Source organism: Embleya australiensis (genome assembly GCF_051903075.1).
In the GTDB taxonomy this organism is placed as follows: domain Bacteria; phylum Actinomycetota; class Actinomycetes; order Streptomycetales; family Streptomycetaceae; genus Embleya.
The window spans coordinates 1,954,546-1,979,160 of the sequence record NZ_CP182423.1 but is presented as its reverse complement, the minus strand read 5'-3'; the positions used below and the strand labels follow the sequence as shown (position 1 = coordinate 1,979,160).

Annotated in this window: 17 protein-coding genes; 9 read left to right on the top strand and 8 right to left on the bottom strand. The window is 71.0% G+C overall.

Annotated features, from left to right (window positions below; translation table 11 throughout):
• Positions 1-40: 40 nt before the first annotated feature.
• Positions 41-1,300: an MFS transporter gene (locus ACMXN5_RS38890; protein WP_439679607.1), complete on the bottom strand. Its 1,260-nt coding sequence runs from the start codon at positions 1,298-1,300 to the stop codon at positions 41-43.
• A gap of 566 nt (positions 1,301-1,866) precedes the next feature.
• Between ACMXN5_RS38890 and ACMXN5_RS38885 the strand changes: the two genes are divergently transcribed.
• The gene (locus ACMXN5_RS38885; protein ID WP_439679606.1) at positions 1,867-3,039 is read left to right on the top strand and encodes an ROK family transcriptional regulator; all 1,173 of its coding nucleotides are present in this window, start codon (positions 1,867-1,869) and stop codon (positions 3,037-3,039) included.
• A gap of 37 nt (positions 3,040-3,076) precedes the next feature.
• On the opposite strand, the gene ACMXN5_RS38880 is transcribed toward ACMXN5_RS38885, so the two are convergent.
• A complete protein-coding gene (locus ACMXN5_RS38880; RefSeq protein WP_439679605.1) occupies positions 3,077-3,922 on the bottom strand; it encodes a serine/threonine protein kinase in 846 nt (281 codons plus the stop codon).
• A 1,703-nt stretch (positions 3,923-5,625) separates the two neighbouring features.
• On the opposite strand from ACMXN5_RS38880, the gene ACMXN5_RS38875 reads away from it, so the two are divergent.
• Entirely contained in the window at positions 5,626-5,757 is a 132-nt protein-coding gene (locus ACMXN5_RS38875; protein ID WP_439679604.1) for a hypothetical protein, read from the top strand.
• 176 nt (positions 5,758-5,933) lie between these two features.
• Here ACMXN5_RS38875 and ACMXN5_RS38870 read toward each other — a convergent pair whose 3' ends face one another.
• Complete coding sequence (locus ACMXN5_RS38870; RefSeq protein WP_439679603.1) at positions 5,934-7,058, bottom strand: helix-turn-helix domain-containing protein; 1,125 nt, start codon at positions 7,056-7,058, stop codon at positions 5,934-5,936.
• A 772-nt stretch (positions 7,059-7,830) separates the two neighbouring features.
• Between ACMXN5_RS38870 and ACMXN5_RS38865 the strand changes: the two genes are divergently transcribed.
• From ACMXN5_RS38865 to trpS, 3 genes are all read left to right on the top strand, one after another.
• Positions 7,831-8,712: a radical SAM/SPASM domain-containing protein gene (locus tag ACMXN5_RS38865; protein ID WP_439679602.1), complete on the top strand. Its 882-nt coding sequence runs from the start codon at positions 7,831-7,833 to the stop codon at positions 8,710-8,712.
• Positions 8,713-8,979: 267 nt separating this feature from the next.
• The gene (locus ACMXN5_RS38860) at positions 8,980-9,861 is read left to right on the top strand and encodes a methyltransferase domain-containing protein (RefSeq protein ID WP_439679601.1); all 882 of its coding nucleotides are present in this window, start codon (positions 8,980-8,982) and stop codon (positions 9,859-9,861) included.
• 474 nt (positions 9,862-10,335) lie between these two features.
• Positions 10,336-11,445: a tryptophan--tRNA ligase gene (gene trpS, locus ACMXN5_RS38855; RefSeq protein WP_439679600.1), complete on the top strand. Its 1,110-nt coding sequence runs from the start codon at positions 10,336-10,338 to the stop codon at positions 11,443-11,445.
• A gap of 123 nt (positions 11,446-11,568) precedes the next feature.
• On the opposite strand, the gene ACMXN5_RS38850 is transcribed toward trpS, so the two are convergent.
• A complete protein-coding gene (locus ACMXN5_RS38850) occupies positions 11,569-13,167 on the bottom strand; it encodes an MFS transporter (protein WP_439679599.1) in 1,599 nt (532 codons plus the stop codon).
• A gap of 228 nt (positions 13,168-13,395) precedes the next feature.
• Here ACMXN5_RS38850 and ACMXN5_RS38845 point away from each other — a divergent pair, with 228 nt between their 5' ends.
• Both ACMXN5_RS38845 and ACMXN5_RS38840 read left to right on the top strand, forming a co-directional pair.
• Entirely contained in the window at positions 13,396-14,124 is a 729-nt protein-coding gene (locus ACMXN5_RS38845) for a TetR/AcrR family transcriptional regulator (protein WP_439679598.1), read from the top strand.
• Between the two features lie 357 nt (positions 14,125-14,481).
• Positions 14,482-16,611, top strand: a complete 2,130-nt coding sequence (locus ACMXN5_RS38840) for an MMPL family transporter (RefSeq protein WP_395793556.1) — start codon at positions 14,482-14,484, stop codon at positions 16,609-16,611.
• Between the two features lie 86 nt (positions 16,612-16,697).
• Here the strand turns inward: ACMXN5_RS38840 and ACMXN5_RS38835 are convergent, their stop codons facing one another.
• The 3 genes from ACMXN5_RS38835 to ACMXN5_RS38825 form a co-directional block, all read right to left on the bottom strand.
• Positions 16,698-17,630, bottom strand: a complete 933-nt coding sequence (locus tag ACMXN5_RS38835; RefSeq protein WP_439679597.1) for a MerR family transcriptional regulator — start codon at positions 17,628-17,630, stop codon at positions 16,698-16,700.
• A gap of 135 nt (positions 17,631-17,765) precedes the next feature.
• The gene (locus ACMXN5_RS38830) at positions 17,766-19,400 is read right to left on the bottom strand and encodes an ABC transporter substrate-binding protein (protein ID WP_439679596.1); all 1,635 of its coding nucleotides are present in this window, start codon (positions 19,398-19,400) and stop codon (positions 17,766-17,768) included.
• A gap of 233 nt (positions 19,401-19,633) precedes the next feature.
• A complete protein-coding gene (locus ACMXN5_RS38825) occupies positions 19,634-21,190 on the bottom strand; it encodes an alkaline phosphatase D family protein (protein ID WP_439679595.1) in 1,557 nt (518 codons plus the stop codon).
• A 233-nt stretch (positions 21,191-21,423) separates the two neighbouring features.
• On the opposite strand from ACMXN5_RS38825, the gene ACMXN5_RS38820 reads away from it, so the two are divergent.
• Complete coding sequence (locus ACMXN5_RS38820) at positions 21,424-22,227, top strand: SGNH/GDSL hydrolase family protein (protein ID WP_439679594.1); 804 nt, start codon at positions 21,424-21,426, stop codon at positions 22,225-22,227.
• A gap of 12 nt (positions 22,228-22,239) precedes the next feature.
• Here ACMXN5_RS38820 and ACMXN5_RS38815 read toward each other — a convergent pair whose 3' ends face one another.
• Positions 22,240-23,226: a DUF5937 family protein gene (locus ACMXN5_RS38815; RefSeq protein WP_439679593.1), complete on the bottom strand. Its 987-nt coding sequence runs from the start codon at positions 23,224-23,226 to the stop codon at positions 22,240-22,242.
• 86 nt (positions 23,227-23,312) lie between these two features.
• On the opposite strand from ACMXN5_RS38815, the gene ACMXN5_RS38810 reads away from it, so the two are divergent.
• Positions 23,313-24,578, top strand: coding sequence for an MFS transporter (locus ACMXN5_RS38810; protein WP_439679592.1), 1,266 nt, complete (start codon positions 23,313-23,315; stop codon positions 24,576-24,578).
• Positions 24,579-24,615: the final 37 nt, after the last annotated feature.

Here is a 24,615-nt window from a genome sequence, read left to right as displayed (position 1 = left end):
GCGCCCCGGGCGGTGTGGCGCGGTCGGCTTTCGCGCCCCATCAGCGCTCCGGCGGCGGGAAGACCACGGTGGTGGCGGCGCCCGACGGGGAGGTGCCGATCCGGATCGATCCCGAGGCGGGCTCGGGCGCGGGCGGCGCGGCTTCGGGCGAGGCGGCTTCGGGCGGGGCGGGTCGGCTGCCCGCGGGGGGCGGCGCCGAGGGGTTGAGCAGCCGCGCGGTCGGGATCAGGATCGCGGTGAGGACGGCGACCACGGCGAACGAGGTGTTGAGCGAGGCGTGGTCGGCGATGGCGCCGACGATCGCGGGGGCGATTAGGCCGGACGTGTAGGTCACCGTGGCCACGCCGGCGATGGACCGGCTCGGATTGTCGCCGACCCGGCCCGCCGCCGCGAAGGTCAGCGGCAGGACCGCGGCCACGCCGACCCCGAGCAGCGCGAAGCCGAGCGCGGCGGGCAGGGGGGAGTGCGAGGCGGCGACGACGACGGCGCCGACGGTGCTCAGGGCCGCGCCGGCGCGGATCGTACGGGTCACCCCGAAGCGGTCCACCACCATCCCGGAGAGCAGTCGGGCGACGGCCATCGTGCAGGCGAATCCGGTGAACGCGAGGGCCGCGACGCCGGGGGAGGCGCCGGCCACCTCCTTCAGGTGGACCGCGCTCCAGTTCGCGCCCGCGCCCTCGGCGAACACCCCGCAGAAGCCGACGGCGCCGATCGCGAGTACGGCCTTGGACGGCAGCGCGAAGCGCGGTGGGGCCTCGGTGTCGGCGCCGCCGACGGCGCCGGCGGCGGCCGGCCGCGCGTCGAGCAGGTTGCGGCCGGCGAACCAGCCCGTGACCGCGAGCAGTACGGCCAGGCCCGCCATGTGCAGGCGGGCGTCCAGCCCGGCGAACGCCGCCGCCGCGCCCACGCCCGCGCCGAACAGCGCGCCGGCGCTCCACATCCCGTGCAGCAGCGGCAACGTCGAGCGCTTGACCCGCTGCTCGACCACGAGCCCCTGCGTGTTCATCGCGACGTCGGACATCCCGGCGCCGACGCCGAACACCAGCAGCGCCGCGCACAACCAGACCAGTCCCGGCGCGGACAGCGGCAACAGCGGCACCGCGCACCACACCGCGATCAGACACCGCAGCGCGGTCCGCCCCCCGTGCCGATGCACCAGCGACGCGGCCAACGGCATGGCGAGGGACGCCCCCACGGCAGGCGCCGCGAGCGCGACCCCCAACTGCCCCGCACTCAAATCCAGATGCCCCTGCAACCAGGGCAACCGCGCCGCGAACCCACCCCCCACGGATCCATGCACCGCAAATATCAAACAAGCCGCAACCCGGGCCCGCCCGGCCTCCCCATCCACACCCGGCTTCGCCCGCCCACCCGCATCGCCCGGCGGGCCCGCCCCGGCGGCCCCGTCCAGCGGCCCCCCGCCTCCCGCTCCGCGTACACCGCCCACCTCACCCGTGCTCACGCCCTCGCCCGCACCGCGCACCCGGCCTGCGTCGACCACCTCGCGCGCACTGCCCTCCGCACCGGCGGCCACGCGTCCGCCCACGCCACCCACCGGCCCCGCGCCGGCCGCCTCGCACGCACCGTCCGACGCGCCCGTGCTCGCGCGCTCGGCCGTGTCGCTTATCCGCCCCGTGCTCGCCGGCTCGTGTGTGGCGCCCCGCTCGGTTGGGCCCGCCTCCCCGGTTGCGTTGGCCCCCGTGAGCCCGCCGGCCGTTTGCGGAGGTGGCGAGGGTGGGTGGCTCGGGGGCGTTTCGGCCTGGGGGTGCGGAGTGGACGGGGTGGGGCAGATGTTCGTCTCGGTCATGGCGGGAAAATTATCAGGCAGGGTTCCTGAAAGAAAGACTTTGCGTAGGATCGGTTCCCATGACAGTCACCGCCCGTACCGCCACGCCGAGCACGTGTCGTGCGATCAACGACCGCCTGGCCCTCGATCTGCTGATCGAGCACGGCCCCCTCACCGCCGCCCAGCTCAAAACGCTGACCGGGCTCTCCCGCCCGACCGTGGCGGACCTGGTCGACCGCCTAGGCAGCGCGGGACTGATCCACCTGGCCGGCGAATCGGGCACCCGCCAACGCGGCCCGAACGCGCGGCTGTACGGGATCGTCGCGGAGCGCGCCTACATCGCCGGCCTGGACGTCCGCCTGGGCGGCGTCGAGGTGGTCGTCGCCGACCTGACCGGCCGGATCGCCGCGTCCGGCACGCTCGCGATACCGGCGAACCGGGAGCCGACCCGCGCCATCGCCGACGTCCTGGCCCTGGTCGACGACACCGCCGCCCGCGCCGGCGCCGAGACGCTGCACACGTTCGGCGTCGGCGCACCCGGCCTGATTGACCCCGTCACCGGCAACCTGGGGGTGGAGGACTTCCTCCCGGCCTGGCACGCCCTCCTGCCGGCCGCGCTCCGCGACCGCGGCCGGGTGGTCCTGGAGAACGAGGCCAACCTCGCCGGCATCGCCGAACAGCGCTTCGGCGCGGCCCGCGGCCTGGACACGTTCGTCCTGGTGTGGCTGGGCCAGGGGATCGGCGCCTGCGTAATGTTGGACGGCCGGCTGCGCCGCGGCATGTCGGGCGGCAGCGGCGAGTTGGGCTTCCTGCCGGTCCCGGGGACGGGTCGACTGCCGTCGCGGGCGGACTGCGAGGGCGGCTTCCAGAGCCTGGCCTCGGGCGCCGCCGTGGAGGAGTTGGCCGCCCGGCACGGCCTCACCGGTACCGCCGAGGACTGCGTACGGGCCGCGGCGGAGCGGGACACCGGGGCCGCTGCGGCGTTCCTCGACGAACTCGCCGACCGGGTCGCACTCGCCGCCGCCGCGCTCGCCGTCATCCTCGACCCGGGCTGCGTGGTGCTGGGCGGGGAGACCGGCCGGGCCGGCGGCGCGGCCCTCGCCGGGCGGGTCGAGTCCCGACTCGCCGAGCTGACGCCCCTGCCCACCCGGGTACTCGCGGGGACCGTCCCGGGCAGCGCGATCCTGGACGGCGCGGTCCTGACCGCCCTCGACGACGCCCGCGACGCCCTGTTCGGCAGCCCACAGCGCTGAGCCCATCGGCCGCCGTGCCCGAAGCCGGGCCCGACGATCACACCCGATACGTACCCGAGAGCATGCCCGCCGGCGCCACCGCGCTCCACGCGTCGAAAAGCTCGGTGACGTTCGCGTAGCGCTCCGCCGGGTCGCGCCGCGTCGCCCGTTCGACCACCGCGAGTTGCGCCAGGGTGCCGCGCCACGCGCGTTCCTCGTCGCCCGCGTCCAGGAGCAGGCGCAGCGTGCGGCCGAGCAGGAACACGGTGCCGGCCCGGGTGACCAGCGCGCCGCGCCGACTGTGCTCGGGCGGCATGTAGCGGGTGGACCCGGACAGTCGGGCGCAGTCGAGCACGAACGGCGCGCTGCGGTACTCGTCCAGGTCGATCAGGTGCACCCGACGCGCCGGGAAGTCGTAGAGCACGCAGCCGTCGTACCAGTCCACCCCGACGTAGCCGGCCGCGTCGATCAGCCGGTGCGCGTCGAGGATCGCTTCCAGAGCCGCGTGTACGTCGTCCAGCGGCAGCGCCCGAAAGCGGGCCAGCGGCGAGGCCGCGCCGGTGCGCAGCAGCTTGCCCGCACGTTTGACGGTCGAGTGGTACAGCACCTCGCCGGACTGCCACGGCCCCACCGTCACGGGCACGCCGCCGGCGGTGAAGGTGTGCAGGATGGGCACGATCGCCGGGTGGCGGACATGCGCGTGCAGGTCGATCGCGCGACGCAGGCTGAGCGCGGACGCGGGGTTGGGGCCGGTTTTCACGAACCAGTTCCCCTCGGCGTGCACTCCATACGAGACCGCACCCGAGCCCTGGTCACCGAAGGTCGTGTGCACGGTTCCGATCGAGTGCAGGAAAGCGGCGGGATCCTGCGGGGTGTCGACGGCGTCGAGCAATGGGTGCGGCACGGCAATCGGCCTTTCCTGACGGGTGTCCGGGACCCGCCGCCCGGGGGTCGGCAGCGTGGACGGATCGAACTTGTGGGCTTCGGGTCCTTATGCCGAAGGTAGCGCCCCCGGCAAGAGCGATGGGGCGTTTTCCCCGGAAGCCCGGCAGATGAGCGGCCCGGAAGCCCCGCAACAACCCCGGAAGGGAACAGGAATTCGGACACCGAAGCCCCGAAAGCGACAATTACGCGAGCACGTTACGACCGACGCGCCCCCCACCAGCCACGCACAATCCGCCCGCACGACCGCGACGCCACCGCCCGCCCCGCCAGCACCGGCGTGACAGCGGTGCAGGTCGCCCCCCGACCCGCCGACCTCGCCCCGACGAGGCGGAGCGCGGGGCATTCGCCGCGTTCCGCCTCGCCCGCCGCGCCACGGAGGGGCCTCCCCAAAGGCGTTCCGCGGGGCTATTCAATTCGGCTCGGACCGAACCCCGCCGGACCGACCGGCACGATGCCGCGATCACGTTCGGGGACGGGGGAGTTGCCGGCACACCGGACCGGACCAGCCACGATCCCACTTCGAGCCCTGCCACGGTAGCCCCGCCCATACCCCCTCCGACAGACGATTCCCAGCCACACGCACACACTCCAGCCACGCCAACCCCACCCCCGACCCGGACCAACACCACATCTCAGCACCGGAGTTCACCGACCCAGACCACCTGCGCCCCAGGATCGCCGCCACAAAGGTCAGGGCGAACAGGATCGTGCACTGACCCACCAACTGCCCTACCACCGACCCGAACCGCCCCACCCGACGCGGAACACCCCTCATTTGCCCACCACTTCGAGTCCGACGGCCAACGCCACGACCTTGAGACCCCGCCACCACCGCAGCCCACCCACGACCCGGCCTACCCACCGCCGCTCCCCCCATGGCGCGTCAGCGCCCACGCCTCAGGCCGCCCCCGAGCGAGGGGCCGCTTTTTCTGCGGAGGAGCGATCCGATAGAGAGCGACTAGACGGACAACCCCGGGAGCCTCCCAGTGTCCGCAGTACGGGCGCGCGTCGTCGCCCTGGTGTCGGTACATGCGTCCGCCGCACGCGTCGCAGTGAATCACGAGTGGCGACCTGGTCGTGATCGACGTGACGCCGATTGGGCCGGACGGGTTGCCGATCGATCCGCCGGTCATTCCTCCGAGGGGGGTGGATGCTTCGGGACCCGAGTAGGCATGTCAGCCCGTTCTGTTCGGTCTGTGGGCAGGGGGCGGATGTCTCGGCCCACTGGCCGTTGACTCGGCGCGAACTGGTCTCGCGTGGCGTGTCCCGCCCGGACATGCCCGGCTACCGGCGGTCGTTCTGTGTGCCGTGCTACTCGGCCGCTGTGAAGGCGCGTAAGGCCCGTAGACCCGCCAACTAACCGCAACGGGGCCCGGGGGATTCACGACTACCCCCGGGCCCCGGATTGGACCCCCATGCCCCGTAGGCCCCGCCCCCCTTGCCCGATCCCGGGCTGTCTTGAGCTGACCTCGGGCGGGCAGTGCGCCAAGCACCAACGGGAGGCGAACAAGTCCCGTGTGAGACGGCAAGGCGTACGAAGTCCGTTGGCAGCGGACCCGCCGCGCCTACCTGTACGCGAACCCGTGGTGCGTCCTGTGCGCCGCTCCGGCGGTCGTCGCCGACCATCACCCGGTCAGCCGACGGCAGCTCATCGACCAGGGCGTGACCGACCCGGACGCGTGGGCGCGGCTGCGTCCGCTGTGTGTGCGCTGCCACAACCGCGAGACCGCGCGGCTTCAGCCCGGCGGTTGGGCTGCCGAGCGCCGTTCCGAGCGCGAGTCCGGCCCGAGCTGAGCCCCGCCGACCAGGCGGGGACCCCCCTCTACCGGCCACACCGAGCGGCAGGGAGCGGGATTTTCGGCACGGCTCGTTGGGCCATTTTGGTGGTACTTGCAACCGTTGATGCTCGCAACCATTCCCCGGCTCGTTGGCTACTCGCCATCGGGTTGGGGCATTTTCGCGTTCACGGCTCAGGTGCCGTGAGGCGGTGACTGAATCTCGTTCATGAGCATCCGCAGCGTCAGTGAGTGCTTGGCGACCGGCAGGCGCTCCAAGGCCGTACGGGCATGGGTGATCCCTCCGACCCGATCGCCGGTTCTGGCCAGCATGAGCCCCTGGTGCATCTCCAAGTGTGTGACGAAGCGGGGCAACGTCGCCGGCAGGCTCCGGGAGGCGGCTTCCTGTGCCACCAGGGCGGATTGTTCCTCGCCGAGCCGTGCCAGGAGCAGGGAGACGAGCACGTTGAATCGCCACCAGGGGACCGCGTAGTCCGATTCGGGATCATCCGACGCCACCACGTCGAACACCCGACGCCCCTCCGACAAGAGGTGCAGCGCCGACGCCTTGTCGCCCCGTAGTGCCATGACATGTGCCTTGCCCATCAAGGCGTTCAAGCGTGCCAATGTAGGCCGGTCGCTGATCGCCAAGGCTTGGTCCGCGAACATGTCGGCCAACCCCAACGAAGCCCCCTCGTACCCGAGTGCGATGGCGGCACGCGCGCGCACCCACACACGGGTCGCCTCGTCGCCGGACCGGTCGGCGGCCTCGGACGCGTAGCGGTACCACTCGGCGGCCTTGGCGCCGTCACTGCCCGGGAACGTCTTGCCGAACAGAGTCATCATGCGCGCGGCAACCGACCACAACTCAGGGCGCTCCAACTGCTGCTGCACGATGGCGAGATCGGATGTCAGGCGCACTTGGATGTCGGCCGCGCCGAGGGACATGTAGTCCCGGCCGTACGTGGTCAACCGGTCTTCCCATCCGTCCACATCGGGCCGCCTGCCTCCTATCGCGGCTGCGAATCCGTGTGCCAGGAGGTCCGATGCCACGAGGGGCGCGATCGCCGATGCGGCACCGTTGGTCAGGAAACGCCGTCGATCCACGTCTCCCCCTTCCAAGGCCGCCACGGGAACTTGCAGGACCGTGGCGAGGTGCCGGCACCAGAACGGGCCCGGCGACCGCTTTCCGGACTCCCACCGAGACACGTACTCGCGGGTGATGTTGGTACCCGCCACGCGATTCAGATTGTCCCGCAGAGCGGCCTGTGACCATCCCCGGGCCATCCGTAGATCACGGATCAAGACTCCCAGCTTCATGCACCCATCATGGCCACCCCCTTGGCCACTGTGCGTGGATTCGGAATGTTCCTAAAGTAACGACCACGCGGGCGCCCAAAGCTTCCGGCACACAGACCCGCATCGTCGGTGCCGGGCACAAGCAATCCGTTGATCAGCCCTGACGACTCGGCCCGCACCGGAGGTCAGGGCGCCCGCCCGATCCCGCCGCGCCGAGCTGGTATGGCTCCCACAGTCCGGCGCGGCGGGCACCAACCCCGGGAAAGGAAGCGGAAAATGCCAACTGCGGAGCGCCCCACCGATTACGCGGTCACCTCGGGCGGTGTGGTGATCCCGATCGTTGCGACCCGCATACGACCGCCACGTGAGGACCCCCGACCCGCGCGCAAGCCGATCAAGGTCGGTGAATGGGTCGCCTCGCTGCCGGGCCGGAAGCACAGCATCTCGGCCGCTCGCGTCGACCAGGTCGTCACATGCGCAGGGCTTGTCGGCTACCGCGTTCTCATGGTCTTCCCGGGCGGAAGCGGCATGCCATGCACGGTCCGCTGTCGGTAGAAGAGTGCAGAGAAGGCGGACACCGGTCGACCCCGGGGCAAGCTGAGCACGTGCTTTGACTGTGGGTCGTCCTGCAAGGCGGACGCGTCCACATGCCCCGATGATCTGCCGTACGACAAGCACCACCCGAAAGCCTGACCTGGCACACGACGTCCCCGCTTGGATGCTCGGGGAAGAACATCCGGCGGGGGCTCGCACGGTCCGTTCAAGTCCACCCGACAGGGAGCGTGAACGCACTATGACCACAGCATTCAAGATCCCCGCCCGCACGGCCGGACTCGACTCACTCGAGCTCGAAGTGACCGGCGGATGCCAACTCGCCTGCACCCACTGCCTTTCGTCGTCGTCACCCAAGGGAACACACGGCGTGATGACCCTTGACGACTGGCGCGCGGTCATCATCGACGCGGCGGGTATCGGGGTCTCTCGGATACAGCTCATCGGCGGGGAACCGACGCTCTACCCGGCTTGGGACGCCCTGGTCGATCTGTCGCTGTCCCTTGGGCTTCGGGTTGAGGTCTACAGCAACCTGTACAAGGTGCTGCCCGCCACATGGGAGACGTTCGAACGCCCCGGGGTCTCGGTCGCAACCAGCTACTACAGCGACACCCCCGCCGAGCACGACAGCATCACCACGAAGCCCGGCAGCTACCACCGGACACGCTCGAACATCTCCGAGGTCATCCGGCGCGGCATCCGACTTCGCGCGGGCATCATCCGAGTGTCGGACACGCAACGCGTAACCGAAGCACGGGCCGAACTGGTTGCGCTCGGCGTCGACCCCAAGCGGATCGGCATCGACCGTGTTCGGGCGGTCGGCCGCGCGGCTCCCCTCGGGATCACGCCGAGCACCGACGAACTATGTGGCCGGTGCGGAACCGATCGCGCTGCCGTACTGCCGTCCGGGCAACTGGTGTTGTGCGTGCTCTCCCGGTTCATGCCGGTAGAGAACGTGCGGGTCCATCCGCTCTCCGAAATCGTCATGGGCCCGGCTTGGCAGGCAGCTCGGGACCGAGTTCCCGCCTTGTCGCCCACCGCGTGTCAGCCGGACGGCAACGACTGCGAACCGTCCCGGACCGAATCCTGCACCCCCTCTTACGACGACATCCCCGACGAGTAACGGAGAGCCCCCATGGATTGGCAGCGTCCGGCGCAGAGACTCGCCGACACCGTGACCCATCCCGTGTCACGGTGGCGCGGTGCGGTTGCCCACACACCCCGACACACGTTCGTACCGGCATGGTGGGAACCGACCGATGGTGACGGGTGGGCGGTTCGCCACGGATACGACGACCCCGAAGCGTGGGCGGACGCGGTGTACTCGGATCGCACGCTGGTGACCCGAGTCGGTCCGTATCACGCGGACGACGCGAGCAAGGGCGCCGAGGTGACCGAGCGGCTCGCGACCTCTTCGTCGACGCTGCCAACCTTGGTCGTCAACATGTACCGACACGCTCGCCTGTATGAAGGCGCCGATCTATTGGACGTCGGCACGGGATCGGGGTACGGCACGGCACTCGCCGCTCGCCGACTCGGCGCCGAGCACGTGACGAGTATCGACGTCGACCCCTACCTGATCGACGCGGCACGCGACCGCCTCGCATCGATCGGACTTCGGCCGCACGTGACGACTGTGGACGCCACGGGGCCGCTACCGGGAACGTACGACCGCATCGTGTCGATGGTGTCGGTACGTCCGATCCCAGCATCGTGGCTCGCCGCGCTGCGCCCGGGTGGGCGATTGGTCACCACGATCAGCAACACCATGTGCATCATCACCGCCGACGCCACACCGGACGGGGGTGCGGTCGGTCGGATCGAACGGGACTGGGCCCAGTTCATGACAACCCGTCACGGCGACGACTACCCGACCGGACTCGCCGAGTTGGTTGCCCACGCATGGAAGGCAGAAGGGGCAACGGTAGGTGAGGGGCGGCTCCCCGTCGTCAACGTGGCGGATGCATGGGACGTCCGATCGATGCTCGAAGTCGAAGCGCCGGGCGTACAACTCGACTTCGCAAAGTCAGGGGACACGCGAACCGCTGTACTCGTCCACCCGGAAGGTTCGTGGGCACGGGCAACCGCACACCGGTTCGCCGCGCCGATCGTTCACCAGGGCGGACCCCGCCGGTTGTGGCGCATCCTCGAACGCATTCGGCTACGCCTCAACGTCGAAGGGGCGTTGCCGCTCTACGGCGCGCACGTCCGGATCACGCCGGATGGTGTATGCCACCTGACCCGGGGCGGGTGGGCCGGCACGATCGACTGACCCAAGCCGCCCTACTCGGTCGTGAACCTGACGCGCGATCGGGTAGGGCGTCGGTACTTCCCGGCCTACTCTGACGCGTGGTCGGCCGCTTGATCGCGACCAACCACGTACGTTCCCCGCTGCGGCACCGTGCGCACGTACCCCTGTTCGCGTAGGTAGTCGACCACTCGCCGCGCCGTACCGCGAGCCCCGACTGCCACGGGTCACGTCTCCGCCGCGCAACACCCCCGCCCGATCCCGGCGCTCGCCCCGACCGGAACACCGAAAGCCTCACCAGCGCATCGGGTGCGCGCTATGCTCGGGGTATGCATCGTGTATCGGGTACGAGTTGGTGGCGCTCCGCCTAGGAGCGACCGCCCATTCGGGCCTGACCAGGGTCGTTCGTACGGACGGCCCTTTTTCGTGTCCCGAAGTGGGAGGCGGGCGGGTGTCGTTCCGGCGGCGGCCCGCCGACCATCCACCGGGAGACGGATCATGAACGACCTGCTCGACACCACCACAACCGCCGGCGCGACCACCCCGACCGACGCCATCGGTACCTCCGCCGCGCAGCTTCGCAGCGCCGAGCTGGAGAAGCGGATCCGGCACGAGCCCGGCCGGTTTCGGGTGCTCACCGGCGACCGGCCGACCGGCCCCCTCCACCTCGGGCACTACTTCGGCACCCTGCACAACCGGGTGCGGCTCCAGGACCTCGGCGTCGAGGGATTCCTCATCATCGCCGACTACCAGGTACTGACCGACCGGGACGTCGCCGAGCGCCTGGTCGAATACGTCGAGGGCCTGGTGCTCGACTACCTGGCCATCGGGATCGACCCCGACCGCACCACCATCTTCACGCACAGCGCGATCCCGGCGCTGAACCAGCTGTTGCTGCCGTTCCTCAGCCTCGTCTCGGTGGCCGAGCTGAACCGCAATCCGACCGTCAAGGACGAGATCGCGCACTCGCGGCAGGCCGCTGTCAGCGGGCTGATGTTCACCTACCCCGCCCATCAGGCCGCCGACATCCTGTTCTGCAAGGGCAATCTCGTCCCGGTCGGCCAGGACCAGTTGCCGCACGTCGAACTCACCCGGTCCATCGCCCGCCGGTTCAACGACCGCTACCCGACGGACGGTCGGCCGGTCTTCCCCGTGCCCGACGCGCTGCTGTCGGCCGCGCCGCTGCTGCTCGGCACCGACGGCACCAAGATGAGCAAGAGCCGGGGCAACGCGATCCCGCTCGGGGCGAGCGCGGACGAGACGGCCCGGCTGATCCGCGCGGCCCGGACCGACGCCGACCGGCACATCACCTACGACCCCGTCGCCCGGCCCGGCGTGGCCGGCCTGGTGTTGTTGGCCGCGCTGTGCCAGGGGCGCGACCCGCACGAGGTGGCCGAGGAGATGGGCGCAGCCGGAGCCGCCGCGCTGAAGCGGACCGTCACCGAGGCGGTGAACGAGTTCCTGGCCCCGATCCGGGCCCGGCGCGCCGAATTCGCCCGCGATCCCGAGCAGGTCCGGCGCGTGTTGCGGGCCGGCAACGAGCGGGCGAACGCGGTGGCCGACGAGACACTGCGCGAGGTCCGGACGGCGATGCGCAGCATGTACTGAAGGGAGGCCGAAGCGCCACCCGGACGGCGGTCGCGGCCCCCCAGACATCACCCGCCGCGACCCCGTCCCGCCCTTCCGGCCGCCACCCCCGGCCCGCCCTTCAAGCCGGCCCCGCCCCGTCCCTCAGGCCGCCGCCCCCGTCCGCTCCACCGCCGCTCCCCGAGTCCCCGTCTCCTCCGCCCGCTCCCGCATCAGGAACGCCACCACCACCGCCGACCCGAGCAGCACGGCCGACCCGGTCCACAGGGCCAGGTGCAGGCCGTCGATGAACGCCGTCGAGGCGGCCTCGCGCACGACCGGCGGCGCCGTACCCAGGTGCCCGATGCCCCCGCCGCCACCCGACGTGCTCGCGTCGACCACCTTCCGGGCCTGGTCCGGCGGTACGTTCGCCCGGTCGAGCAGGTCGCCCAGCCGACTCGACATCCGCGCCGTGAGGATCGCGCCGAGGGCGGCGATGCCGACCACGCCGCCCAGTTCGCGCGCGGTGTTGGAGATCGCCGAGGCCATGCCGGCCCGGGCCGGTTCGACCCGGGACATCACCGCGATCGAGATCGGCGTGAAGCACAGGCCCATGCCGCCACCCAGGAACGGCAACACCCAGCAGAACTCTAGGTACGTCACGTCCTTGCCGTAGAAGGACAGCCCGCCCAGCGCGATCCCGCACATCGTCAGCCCGATCACCAGCGGCAGACGCGGCCCGATTCGGCCCGCCACCCGCCCGGAGATCGGCGCCGCGACCATGATCGCCAGGGTCGACGGGAACGACGCGAACCCGGCCTCGGTCGGCGTGTACCCGAGCACGTCCTGGAGGTAGAGGCCGAGGAAGAAGAACGCGCCGAACATCCCGAAGCTGACCGCGAATCCGCCCCACACGGCGGCGCCGATCACCCGGTCGCGCAGGAAGCCGACATCGAGCATCGGTTGGGCGGCACGCAGCTCGACCACCACGAAACCGACCAGCGCGACCACGGCCAGTGCGCCGGCGCCAAGCACGCGGGCCGAGGTCCAACCCTCGGCGGGACCCTCGATCAGCGCGAACACCAGCGCGCCGACGGCGGGTACGCCGAGCAGCACACCCGGCACGTCGAAGCGACCGCGCCGTTCGGCGAACTCCGGGAGCACGAGGGCGCCGATCACGACCCCGGCCACGCCGATCGGCACGTTGATCCAGAACACGCTCGCCCAGCCGAACGCGTCCACCAGCGGACCGCCGATCGCCGGCCCGAGCGCCAGCCCCGCGCCCGAGACCCCCGACCAGATCCCGATCGCCCGAGCGCGTTCCCGATCGTCGGTGAACACGTGCCGGATGATCGACATGCTGCCCGGCAACAACAGCGCGCCGCCGACGCCCTGGACCGCGCGCCCGGCGATCAGCGTCGCCAACGACCCGGCCAGCGCACACGCCACCGATCCCGCCGTGAAGATGCCGAGGCCGATCAGGAACACCCGGCGCCGGCCGTACCGGTCGCCCAACGTGCCGCCCGTGAGCAGCAGCGCGGCGAAGACCAGGCTGTAGCCCTCCATCACCCACTGGAGCCCGCTGACCCCGGCGCCGAGATCGCGGTCGATGCTCGGCAGCGCGTTGGACACCACGACGTTGTCTAGCATCGCCACGAACAGCGCCACACACAGCGTGGCCAGGATCAGCCCCTTGCGTGGCGCGCCGGCCCGATCCGACCCGGATATCGACCCCGCGCCCGACTCGGAGGACTCCTGCGACATGGCTCTCCCTAACAGCGTTAGTCGATCCCTAATGGTGTTAGATTGCATCGCGTCGCCGCCCGACGCAAGAGGATTGATCCGAACCGATCCGAACCGATTCGACGTCGGGTTCGCGCCGCGCCGCGACGCGACCCGAATGCGGAAGGGAATCGACCTGATTCCGAGGGAGGATCGACCGCACGAGGTCGGCGGCGACGCCCCCGGCGGAGTCGACGACGAGGAGTGGGTATGACGGGCAAGGGTCGGGCACGACCGGACGGCACGCGCAAGCGGCCGGCGGTGACCCTCGACGCGCTGGTCGAGGCGGGCCTGGCCGTGCTCGAACGCGACGGCCTCGACGCGCTGTCGATGCGCTCGGTGGCGGCCGAACTGGAGGTACGGGCACCGTCGTTGTACTGGCACGTGCGGGACAAGGAGGAATTGCTGGACCTGCTCGCCGACGGCCTGCTCGGCCGCGGCGCCCGCGAACTGCCGCCGAGGCTCGGCGACTGGCGCCTCGATCTGCGCGAACTCGCTTGGGCCTTTCGGAAGTTCCTCAAGTTCAACCGGGATTCGGTGCGGGTCCTGATGGGTCGTTTCCCGTCCGGGCCCGGGATGGCGACGGTGATGGAGCATCAGCTCGCCGTGCTGGACGAGGCGGGCTTCGACCGGCAGGACGCGGCCTACATCACCTACGGCCTGAGCCTGCTGGTGAGCGGATTCGTGTACAGCGAACAGCGGCCGATCACCGCGGCGGTGGCCGCCGGGGTGCCCATCGGCGAGGCGGTGTCCGCGATCGGCGACACGATCGCGGCGTTCCCGGCCGACACCTACCCGCACCTGGTCGCGGCGGCTCGCGAACTCACCGGCCCGCACATCGACGAACGCTTCACCTTCGTCCTGGAACGTTTCCTGGACGGCCTGGTCGCGCTGCCCCGCCGACCGAAAGCCGAACCGCCGGCAGCCACCGACGCATGACCGATCGCGACCCCACCCGTCCGCTGCGTCACGATTCGCCCGCCGATCCGCCCCGCCCGCGTGGTGAGTTCACCAGCTATTAACCCGTCCTGTGCCCAACAGGGCGGTATTCGGTGGACGGTAGGGCAGTCCGTCCAGGACAATCCGCCGTCGGACCGCCGGCAAGCGATGAGTTTCGGGGCGCCGGACGGTCCGAATCTCGGTATGGCACACAGCAACAACAGCACCGCACGGTTGGCTACGCGCGGTGCTGCGGACAGCCTTGGTCGCGTGTTCTCGAACCCGGCACAGAGCTGAATCCGTGAAGTCGATCGACCGCTGCTTCCGTTCGGAATCAGCCCATCAGCTGGGGGATACATGGACCGGATCAAGGCGCTTGCGGCGTTGCCGTGCGGGCGCCGATCCAAGTGGGTCGTGCTGGCCTTGTGGGTGGTGCTGCTCGTTGCGGCGGCGCCTCTGGCGAGCAAGCTGACCGACGCACAGAACAACGAGGTCTCGTCGTGGCTGCCCGCCGACGCCGAGTCCACGAAGGTGATCAACGAGCAGAAGGACTTCCGCCCCGACACCACGGTGCCCGCGGTGGTGGTCTACGAACGTTCGTCGGGCCTGACCCAGGCGGACCAGGACGCGATCGTCGCCGACCGCACGAAGTTCGGCACCGCCAAGGGCGTGACCGGCAAGATCGAGGACACGAGCTTCGACAAGGACCACAAGGCCGCCCAGATCCTGGTTCCGATCAGCATCAAGGACGGCGGCTGGAACGATCTCGGTGACGCGGTCGACCAGCTCAAGGAAGCCCTGAAGGACAACCCGACGGGCCTGAAGTCGTACGTCACCGGCCCCGCCGGGCTCGGCGCCGACCAGGCCGAGTCGTTCGAGGGCATCGACGGCACACTGCTCTACGCCACCCTCGGCGTGGTGGTGCTGATCCTGCTGTTCACCTACCGCAGTCCCGTCCTGTGGCTGCTCCCGGTGATCTCGGCGGTGGTGGCACTGTTCAGCGCCCAGGCCGTGGTGTACCTGTTCACCAAGGCCGGCCTGGTCGTCAACGGGCAGAGCGCGGCCATCCTGACCGTGTTGATCTTCGGTGCCGGAACCGACTACGCGCTGCTGCTGATCGCGCGCTATCGCGAGGAGTTGCACCGGTACGAGGACCGGCACGAGGCCATGGCGGCGGCGATGTTCCGCGCCGGACCGGCGATCGTGGCCAGCGCCGCCACCGTCGGCGTCGGCATGTTGTGCCTGATGGCCGCCGAGATGCAGTCCACCAAGGGCCTGGGCCCGGTCTGCGCGCTCGGTGTCCTGGTCGGCCTGATCGCGATGACCACGCTGCTGCCCGCACTGCTCGTGATCGTCGGCCGCTGGGTGTTCTGGCCGGTGCGTCCGCAGTTCGAGCCGGACGCGATCACGCACGACGAGAAGGGCGTCTGGGCCCGGGTCGGCCGCAAGATCTCCGGCGGTCCCCGCGTGGTGTGGATCATCACCGCGGTCATCCTCGGTGTGATGACCATCGGCCTGACCAACCTCAACGGCGACGGCATCGCCAACAAGGACTCCTTCACCAACAAGCCGCAGTCGATCCACGGCCAGGAGGTGTCGGAGCGCTACTTCCCTGCGGGCTCCGGCGACCCGATCGTGGTGATCGGCAAGGAGTCCGCCTCGGCGGCGCTGATCCAGGCCATCCAGGGCACCCCCGGGATCGCTCCCGGCCAGGTGCACCAGACCGGCGCGGTGGGCGGCCGGGTCCAGATCGAGGCGACGATGATCGCGTCGCCCGACTCGAAGGCGGCCAACGGCACCGTCGATCGGGTACGCGACTCGGTGCACGGGGTGCCGGACGCCGCGGCCAAGGTCGGCGGCGGTACCGCGACCCGCATGGACATCACCTCGGCGTCCGAACACGACGACATGGTGATCATTCCGCTGATCCTGCTCGTGGTGCTGATCGTGCTCGGCCTGCTGCTGCGGGCGGTGGTGGCGCCGCTGGTGCTGATCGCCACCGTGGTGCTGTCGTTCGCCGCGGCCCTCGGGATCAGCGTGTTCACCTTCGAGCACCTGCTCGGCTTCAAGGGCACGGACGTCGGCTTCCCGCTCTTCGTGTTCGTGTTCCTGGTGGCGCTCGGCATCGACTACAACGTGTTCCTGATGAGTCGGGTCCACGAGGAGTCGAAGCGGCACGGCACCCGACGCGGCATGCAGATCGGCCTGGCCGCGACCGGTGGCGTGATCACCTCGGCCGGCCTGGTGCTGGCCAGCACGTTCGCGGTGCTCGGCACGCTGCCGATCGTCGCGTTCGCCGAGATGGGCTTCACCGTCGCGCTCGGCGTGCTCCTGGACACCTTCATCGTGCGCTCGGTCCTGGTCACCGCACTGACCCTGGACATCGGCCGCAAGATCTGGTGGCCGAGCAAGCTGGCCGAACACCCGGAGGAGGACGACCCGGAGCCGGGCGGCGGCGACACCCGCGAGGGCGTACTGGTCGGCTGATCCGGTAGTGCGAGACCGGAGGGTGGTGGGCGGAGGAAATCCGCCCACCACCCTCTTCGCGTTTCTCGTCGGCCGTCGGCTCGGGCCTACACCCGGGCGCGCAGCGCCTCCGTGAACCACGCGAAGACCGGGGCCGCGCTGGGCCAGGCGGGCCAGCCGTTGATGATGCCGAGCAGGGCCCAGTAGCGTTCCGCGCGTGGGTCGTTGCCCACCTCCATCCGCTCCACCAGCGATGCGACGAAGGCCGCGTCGGCCGGGCGGCCGAAGGCCGTCGCATAGGCCGCGATCAGCTCGGTGACCACCGGCTCGGCCGCGGTCGAGGTCGGCTCGATCCCGGCCGCGCGGGCCGCCTCGACGCGCTCCCGGGTGAGTTCGGACAGCCGCTCGTACGTGCCCTGGGGCAGCTCGTTCGGGCGGTCGCGCGCCTGGTACTCCGCCATCCGCCGGATCGACGCGCGGAAGTCGGGGTCGGTGACCAGTTCGCCGAGGTCGACCCACGCCTCCAACTGCTCCTGGGTCGGATCGTCCGGCAGGCTCGGCAGCCCGCAGCGCATCCGGGCCAGGAAGTCCGGGTCCACGTCCAGGTCGGCGAAGGTCGCGTCGAGGAAGTCGGTGATCAACTTCCGGCGTTCCCCGTCGGACAGTCGGGCGAGTTTGTGCATCAGATTCGTCTCCTCGGGACTCGAACCCCGCCCGGCCACCGCGCGCAGCACGGCTCGACGCAACCGCAGCGTCTCGATCTGCGTGTCCAGCGCCCGCGCGTGCGCGTCGGCGACCTCGGCGACGGTGACCTCGCGGGCCAACACCCGTTGGATGGTCGCCAGGTCGACGTCGAGGTCGCGCAGCGTGCGCACGAGTTCGAGACGGGCCAGTGCGTCGACGTCGTACAGCCGGTAGCCGGCGGGACTTCGTCGGGTGGGCGGCACGACCCCCGCGTCCGCGTAGAACCGGATCGTGCGGACCGACAGACCGGTCCGTCGAGCCAGGTCGCCGATCGAATACAGGGGCGTGCCGTCCATGTCCCTCACCGTGCCGTCTCCACCCGGTGGAGACTCAAGTCCGAACCCCGAGGGTACGGCGGCCGAGGCCGGGCCGGATCGGCACCCGGCCGCCGGCCCCGGGCCCCGGCCTCCGGCACCCGGCGCCGGCCCGGATCAGCCCTTGAGCCCGATTCGGTCCATCAGCACCATGCCGTCGTTGCTCAACACCATGCCCACCACCGTCGACCGGTGGAACGCGGTGACCACCGACGACTGGTACGTCCACAGCGGCGCGTCCTGCTTTAGCTGCGCGGCGACCGCGGTGTAGGCGGCCTTGCGCTGTGCCGGGTCGTTGGTCGTCCGGGCCCGGTCCAGGTTCTGGTCGACGGTGGGGTTCGCGTACAGCAGGTAGTTGTTCGGGCTGGTGCTGTACAGGTTCACGTACAGCCCGGGTTCGGCGTCCGAGAGGTAGTAGCTGAACATCGCCGCCTGGTAGTTCTTGTTGATCACGATGTCGGTCTGGAACGCGGCGATCGGCATCGGCGCGATCTTGACCGAGATGTTCCGCAGCGCGCGCAGCGAGGTCATGATGTATTCGGCGGTCCGCTGCGCGTTGGCGTTCTGCGGGATGGAGTAGGTGAAGTCGAGCGGCTTGCCCTCCGCGGCCAACTCGTCGAGCAGCCGCTGCGCCTCCGCACGGTCGGTGCGCTGGACGGTCTCGGTGCCCGCGTCCACGAGCGGGCTCTCCGGCGGGAAGATGCTGTGCGTGGGGGTGCCGTTGCCGCTGAACGAGATCTTGTTCACCTCGTCCGCGTCGAGCGCGAGCTGCACCGCACGCCGGGCGCGCACGTCGTCGAACGGCGCGCGCTTGTTGTTGAAGTAGATCGACTCGCCGCCGATGATCGTGACGATCTTGGTCTCCAGGCCCTTCTGCCTGGCCTTGACCGGGTCCTCGGCGTTGACCGAGACCTTCATGTCGGCGCCGCCGGAGTAGACCGTCTCCAGGCCCTGGGTGCTGTCCTGGATGACCTTGAACACCACGGTGTCGGCGTACGGCTTGGCCGCGCCCTGCCAGTAGCCGCGGTTCTTGACGAAGGTCATGTGGTCGCCGGTGGTCCACTCCTTGAAGGTGTACGGGCCGGCGCCGACGGGGTTGCGGGCGAAACCGGCCGGGTCCCTGCGGTACGCGGTGGGGGAGACGATGAACGACAGGTTCGAGGCCACGATGTGGTCGAAGTTGGCGTTCGGGCCGGTCAGGGTGATCTTCAGGGTGGTGGGATCGACCGCCTCGGTCGTCTTGACCGCCGCGATCGTGCCCGCCTGATACGACTTGCGCGCCGGCGCGGCGTGCTCGTCCCAGGTGAACTTGACCGCCGCCGCGTCGTACGGGGTGCCGTCGGAGAACTTGACGTTCGGCTTGAGCTTGAGCGTCCAGGACGCGTTGCCCGGGTCCGGGGTCAGGCTCTCGCCGATCTGCGGCATCACCTTGCCGGTCTTGGCCTCGTGCCAGAACAGCGAGTCGTAGACCGCGTTGAGTCGGCTGTTGTCGGTGTACGAATTGCTCAGCGCGCCGAACGGGTCCATCGAGCGCATGTCGCTCGCCATCGCCACGGTCAGTGTGCCGCCGGACTTGGGCGCCACCGTGGAGGTGTCCGCGTCCTTGCCCGCCGCGTCGTCACCGCCGCCGCACGCGCCGAGCACCAGACAGGCGGCGACGGCGGGGACCACGGTGCGCACGATTCGCCCGACGGGCGCGCCCGCTCGGGCGCCGGGGCGGGTGGGGTCGGGATGCTCACGTGCGATGTCCATGGGTGCGCCTCGTTTCGCTCGGTGCGTCGACCCCTTAGGGGCGGTCGGAGGCGGAGCGTAATCGAAGCGGCGAACGATCTTTGTCGCGCTTTTTCGGGTAGTGATGGACGTTTCGCCGTATGCATGGGGCGAGTTGCCCGCCGGACGGGAGCCCTCGTCGGCGGACGAGGGCTCCCGTGACGGTGTGTCAGCGAATGGAACTGACGGCGCGTCAGTACTGGACTGACGGTGCGTCAGCGGGTCGGGCGCAGCGTCTTGCTCCACAGGACGGTGGATGTGGCATCCCGCAGATTGACCGTCAGGTTGCCCGACGGGCCGTCGATCTCGACCTCGCCGAAGTGCTGGAAACCCTCCAGCGGCGAGAAGTTCGCGCGCGGCGGGGCGTGCACGAACTCGGCCTTCGGGCCGAAGGTGCCGTCCAGCGCGTTGGGGCCGAACGCGCCCGCGTTCAGCGGGCCCGAGACGAACTCCCAGAACGGGTCGAAGTCCTGGAACGCGGCCCGCGACGGGTCGTAGTGGTGCGCCGCCGTGTAGTGCACGTCTGCGGTCAGGAACACGATGCCCCGAACACCCCGGCGCTGCGCGGTGCGCAGGACAGTGGCGAACTCCATCTCCCGGCCCAGCGGCTTGCCCGGGTCGCCCTGCGCGACACCCTCCTGCGCGTTGGCGCCGTCCGGCACCACCAGGCCCAGCGGCAGGTCGTTGGCGATCACCTTCCACGTGGCCCGACTGCGCGAAAGACCCTCGATCAGCCACTCGCGCTGCCGGTCGCCGAGCATGCCGCGCTTGGGGTCGGCGTAGCGGTTGTCGTCGTTGCGGTCCTTGTACGTGCGCATGTCCAGGACGAACACGTCCAGGTGCCGGCCGAAGGACAACTTGCGGTACACCCGGTCGTCGCCGATCGGCACCCACTCGCGAAACGCCTGCTTGGCCCGCGCGGCGAGCACGTCGATGCGCTTCTCGGTGTAGCGCGCGTCGTCGAGGATCTGGCCCGGGTACCAGTTGTTGCGCACCTCGTGGTCGTCCCACTGGTTGATCTGGGCGACTTCGGCGGTGAACGCGCGGTAGTTGCGGTCGAGCAGGTTGTACGCGAACTGGCCGCGGTACTCGGTCAGCGACTCGGCCACCTTGGACTTCTCCGGGGTGACCACGTTGCGCCAGATCCGGCCGTCGGGCAGCTTGACGCTCTCCACCAGCGGGCCGTCGGAGTAGACGGTGTCGCCGCTGTGCAGGAAGAAGTCCGGACGCAGCCGGCGCATCTGCTCGAAGATGGTCATCCCGCCCAGGTCGGGGTTGCTGCCCCAGCCCTGGCCGACACAGTCGCCCGACCACAGGAAGCGCACATCGGAGCGGCTGTGCTCGTGCGGCGCGGTGACCAGCGAGCCGGTGACCGCCTCGCCGGCCGCGCCGCGCTCGCCCTCGACCCGGACCCGGTAGTGGATGCGCTTGCCCGCCGGCAGGTCGCGCAGCCGGACCCGGCCGGTCAGGTCGCCGTCGGGGGTCAGCCACGGCCCGCGGATCCGGCAGGCGTCGCGCAGGTCGGGCCGGGTGCCGTACTCGACGATCAGTCGACCGGGCGAGTCGGCGCGGCCCCACACGATCGCGGAGGACGCGGTGACGTCGCCGCTCTGCACGCCGTGGCTCAGCGCGGGCCGGCCGGACGCGACGAAGGCGGGCGCGTCCGACGTCGAGGCCGAGGCGGAACCGGCGCCCAGGACGGGGGCGATCGCCAGGCCGGCGCCGACGACGGAGCCGGTACGCAGGAGGGTCCTTCTGTCCACTGATGTCATGGATACGTGTGTAGTGGCGTCGGGCGACGCGGGGGCGAACGCCGGCTTGACGGTTCGTCAAGACTGGTCGGCGGGCCGGGGGTGGATCCGCCCGCCGACCCGCGGTCGAGGAGGCGGCCGGTGCGGAGGCGGCGGCCCGCCCGGGTCCTTCCGGGGGGTGATCGTGGTCAAGTCGGTCGGCCGCGCGGCCGATACCTCCGACGACGTGCCCACGTTTCGGAGGAGACCCACCCGTGCCCTCGCTCGCCCGTGTCGCCGCCCCCCTCGCCGCCGCCGGCCTCGTGCTCACCGGGCTCGCCGCACCCACCGCGCATTCGGCGCCGGCCGCGCCGGCGTCGAGCTACGCGGCGCTGGGCGATTCGTACAGTTCCGGGGTGGGGGCGGGCGACTATCTGCCCGGCGGCGGCGACTGCAAGCGCAGCGCCAACGCGTACCCCTCGCTGTGGCATCGGGCGCACCCGGCGGCCGAGTTCGCGTTCGCCGCCTGCTCCGGCGCGACCACCGCGCAGGTGCTGGGCGGGCAGACGTCCGTGTTGAACGCCGACACCACGCTCGTGACGATCAGCGTCGGCGGCAATGACGTCGGCTTCGCCGACACGATCCGTACGTGCGTGCTCGGCACCGATCGGGACTGCGCGGACAAGGTGGCGACGTCGACGGCGTATACGCGCGACCGGCTGCCGACCGACCTGGACGCCACCTACGCGCGGATCCGGCTGCTCGCGCCGCGTGCGCGGCTGGTAGTGCTCGGGTATCCGCGCCTGTTCGAATTGGGCGGTTGCCTGTTCGGGCTGAGCGAGGCCAAGCGGCGGGTGCTGGACGAGGCGGCCGACATCCTGGACGAGACCACGGCCGGGCGCGCGGCGGCGGCCGGCGCGGACTTCGCGGACGTACGGGACCGGTTCGCCGGCCATGGGGTGTGCGGGGCCGACGAGTGGCTGCACGGGGTGACGGTGCCCCTGGACGAGTCGTACCACCCGACGGCGACGGGGCAGTCGAAGGGGTATCTGCCGGGATTGGTCGCGGTGGCGGGGTGAGCCGCGTGTGCTTCAGGGCGGGCCCTCGGTCAACACCTCGCCGAGCGCGGTGCGTTGGTAGCGGACCGAGCGGCCCACGCGCAGGCCGGTGATCAGCCGGGCGCGGCGCAGTACGGCCAGGTGGTCGCCGACGGTGCCCAGGGGTAGGTTCAGCCGGGCGGCGAGTTGGGTGGTGGTGGCCGGGATGTGCAACGCGCGCAGGATCAGCGCGCGCGTGCCGCCGAGCAGGTCGGCCAGCGCCGCGTCGTCGGAGGGAGCCGGGGCGCCCAGGAGTTCGGCCACGCCGCGGGCCGGATAGACGATGGCGTACGGCCACGGCGGCTCCACGTAGACGATGCTCGCGCCGAACGCCGAGGGCACGAACAACAACCCCGCGCCGCCGAGCACGACCGTGCCGTTGTCCTGGTGGCCGGCCACCTCGATCGTGCCCTCGTCGTGCCAGCGCAGCCGGGGCGACAGGTCGCTCAGCGCGGCGCCCCAGCCGTAGGTGGTCAACCGCCCGGCGGTGCGCACCAGATCGTGCTGCAACACCGCGTGCAGCGCCGGCCACTCCGGCGCGAGCAGCGTGGTCCACGCCGCCTCGATCGCGTCCGCGAGCCGCGCGACCACGTCGGGTGCCTCGAACAGCGCGCGCGCCGCGGCCGACGGCGGGCGCATCCCGGTCAGGTTGCGCGCCAACTCGCCCCGGGCCCGGTCGAGCGGGGTCGCCCGTACCGCGGCGAGTTCGTCCCCGATGCCGGTCGGTATCCCCGCCGGCGGCGGATGCAGGAAGTCGGCGTTGTAGGCGCCGCGCCGATACAGCGAGGTCATCGCGGCGACCGCCGGCATCTGCCGACGCAGCCGCTCGTACGCGGGCCGCAGCCGCTCGATCCACGGCCGCAGCGGCCCGGCCTGATGACTGCCCGCCAGCGTCCGCAGCACCAACACGGTCTCGCCCAGCGGGGAGATCGCGAACCTGCTGCGCGCCACGTCGGCCGGCCCGACCTCGATCCTGAGCACCCGACACCTCCCGCCCGCAGGCTCCCAGGTTTCGGCCGGGGCCGAAAGTTTGGCCCACGCCCGGCGCGCCTCGGCAGGCTCGCCGCATGATCGGTGACGACGTCAGACCGGCGACCTACCGCGAGATCTTCGCGGTGGGCGCCTTCCGGGTGCTCTTCGGTTCCTACGTACTCCTGCTGATCGGCGACACCGTGCGGATGCTCGCGCTCGCGGTGCTCGTCTACGAACGCACCGGGTCCCCGGCGCTGTCCGCGCTCGCGTATGTGGCGGGCTTCGTACCGCAGGCGTTCGGCGGGGCGCTGCTGCTCTCGCTGACCGACCGGCTGCCCGTGCGGGTGGCGATGGTGGGCTACGACCTGATCCGCTGCGCCATGGCGCTGGTGCTCGCGGTCGACGTGTTGCCCGTATGGGCGGTGTTGGCGCTGCTCGCGAGCGTCGGCCTGGTCAGCCCGGTCGCGGGAGCGGCCCGGCAGCGCACCGTGCCCGAACTGCTGCACGGTGACGCCTATGTGCTGGGCCGCTCGGTGTTCGGGGTGACGGCCGGGGCGATGCAGGTGCTCGGGTACGCGGTCGGCGGCGTGTTGCTGGCGCTGGTCGGGCCGGGCGGCGCGCTGGTGTTCGCCGGGGTCGTGGCGCTGGTGTCGGCGGTGGTGGTGCGCTTCGGGCTGCCGCGCGGCACGCCTGCGGAGGGGGACGAGGTCGAAGCGGGCGGCGACGGCGAAGCTGGTGGCGGCGGCCCGGCGCCTCGGCCCGAGGGCGCGATACGGGCGACGTGGCGGGTCAATCGCGAACTGCTCGGCGATCCGGTCGTGCGCGGACTGCTGCTGGCGCAGTGGGTGCCGGCGAATCTGACCGTGGCCGCCGAGGGGGTCATCGTGCCGTACGCGCCCGATCACGCTGGGCTGTTGTACGGCTCGGCCGCCGCCGGGATGTTGCTCGGCAATCTGCTCGTGGGGCGCTTCGTCCGGCCGGCCCGACGGGAGCGGCTGGTGCCGTGGCTGGCGCTCCAACTCGGCGTCCCGCTGCTGTTCGTCGCCGCGAGCCCGCCGGTGGCGGTGACGGCCGCGCTGTTCGTGCTCTCCAACGCGGGCTTCGCCTACCAACTCGGCCTGCAACGCCGGTTCCTGGCCGCCGTCCCGAAAGCGGGCACCGGGCAGGCGATGGGGCTGGCGATGACCGGGACGATGACCCTCCAGGGCGTGAGCATGGCCGGCGCCGGTGCCCTGGCCGGGGTATTCGACCCCGGGCACGTGATCGCGCTGTCCGGCGTGGCGACGATCGTCGGCACCGCCATGGTGTGGCGGATGTTGCGGCCCGGGGACGTGCCGGCGGCGGAGGTCGCCGTGGGGTGAACGGCCGACGGGGGGATTGGTCCGACTTCTGCGCGGC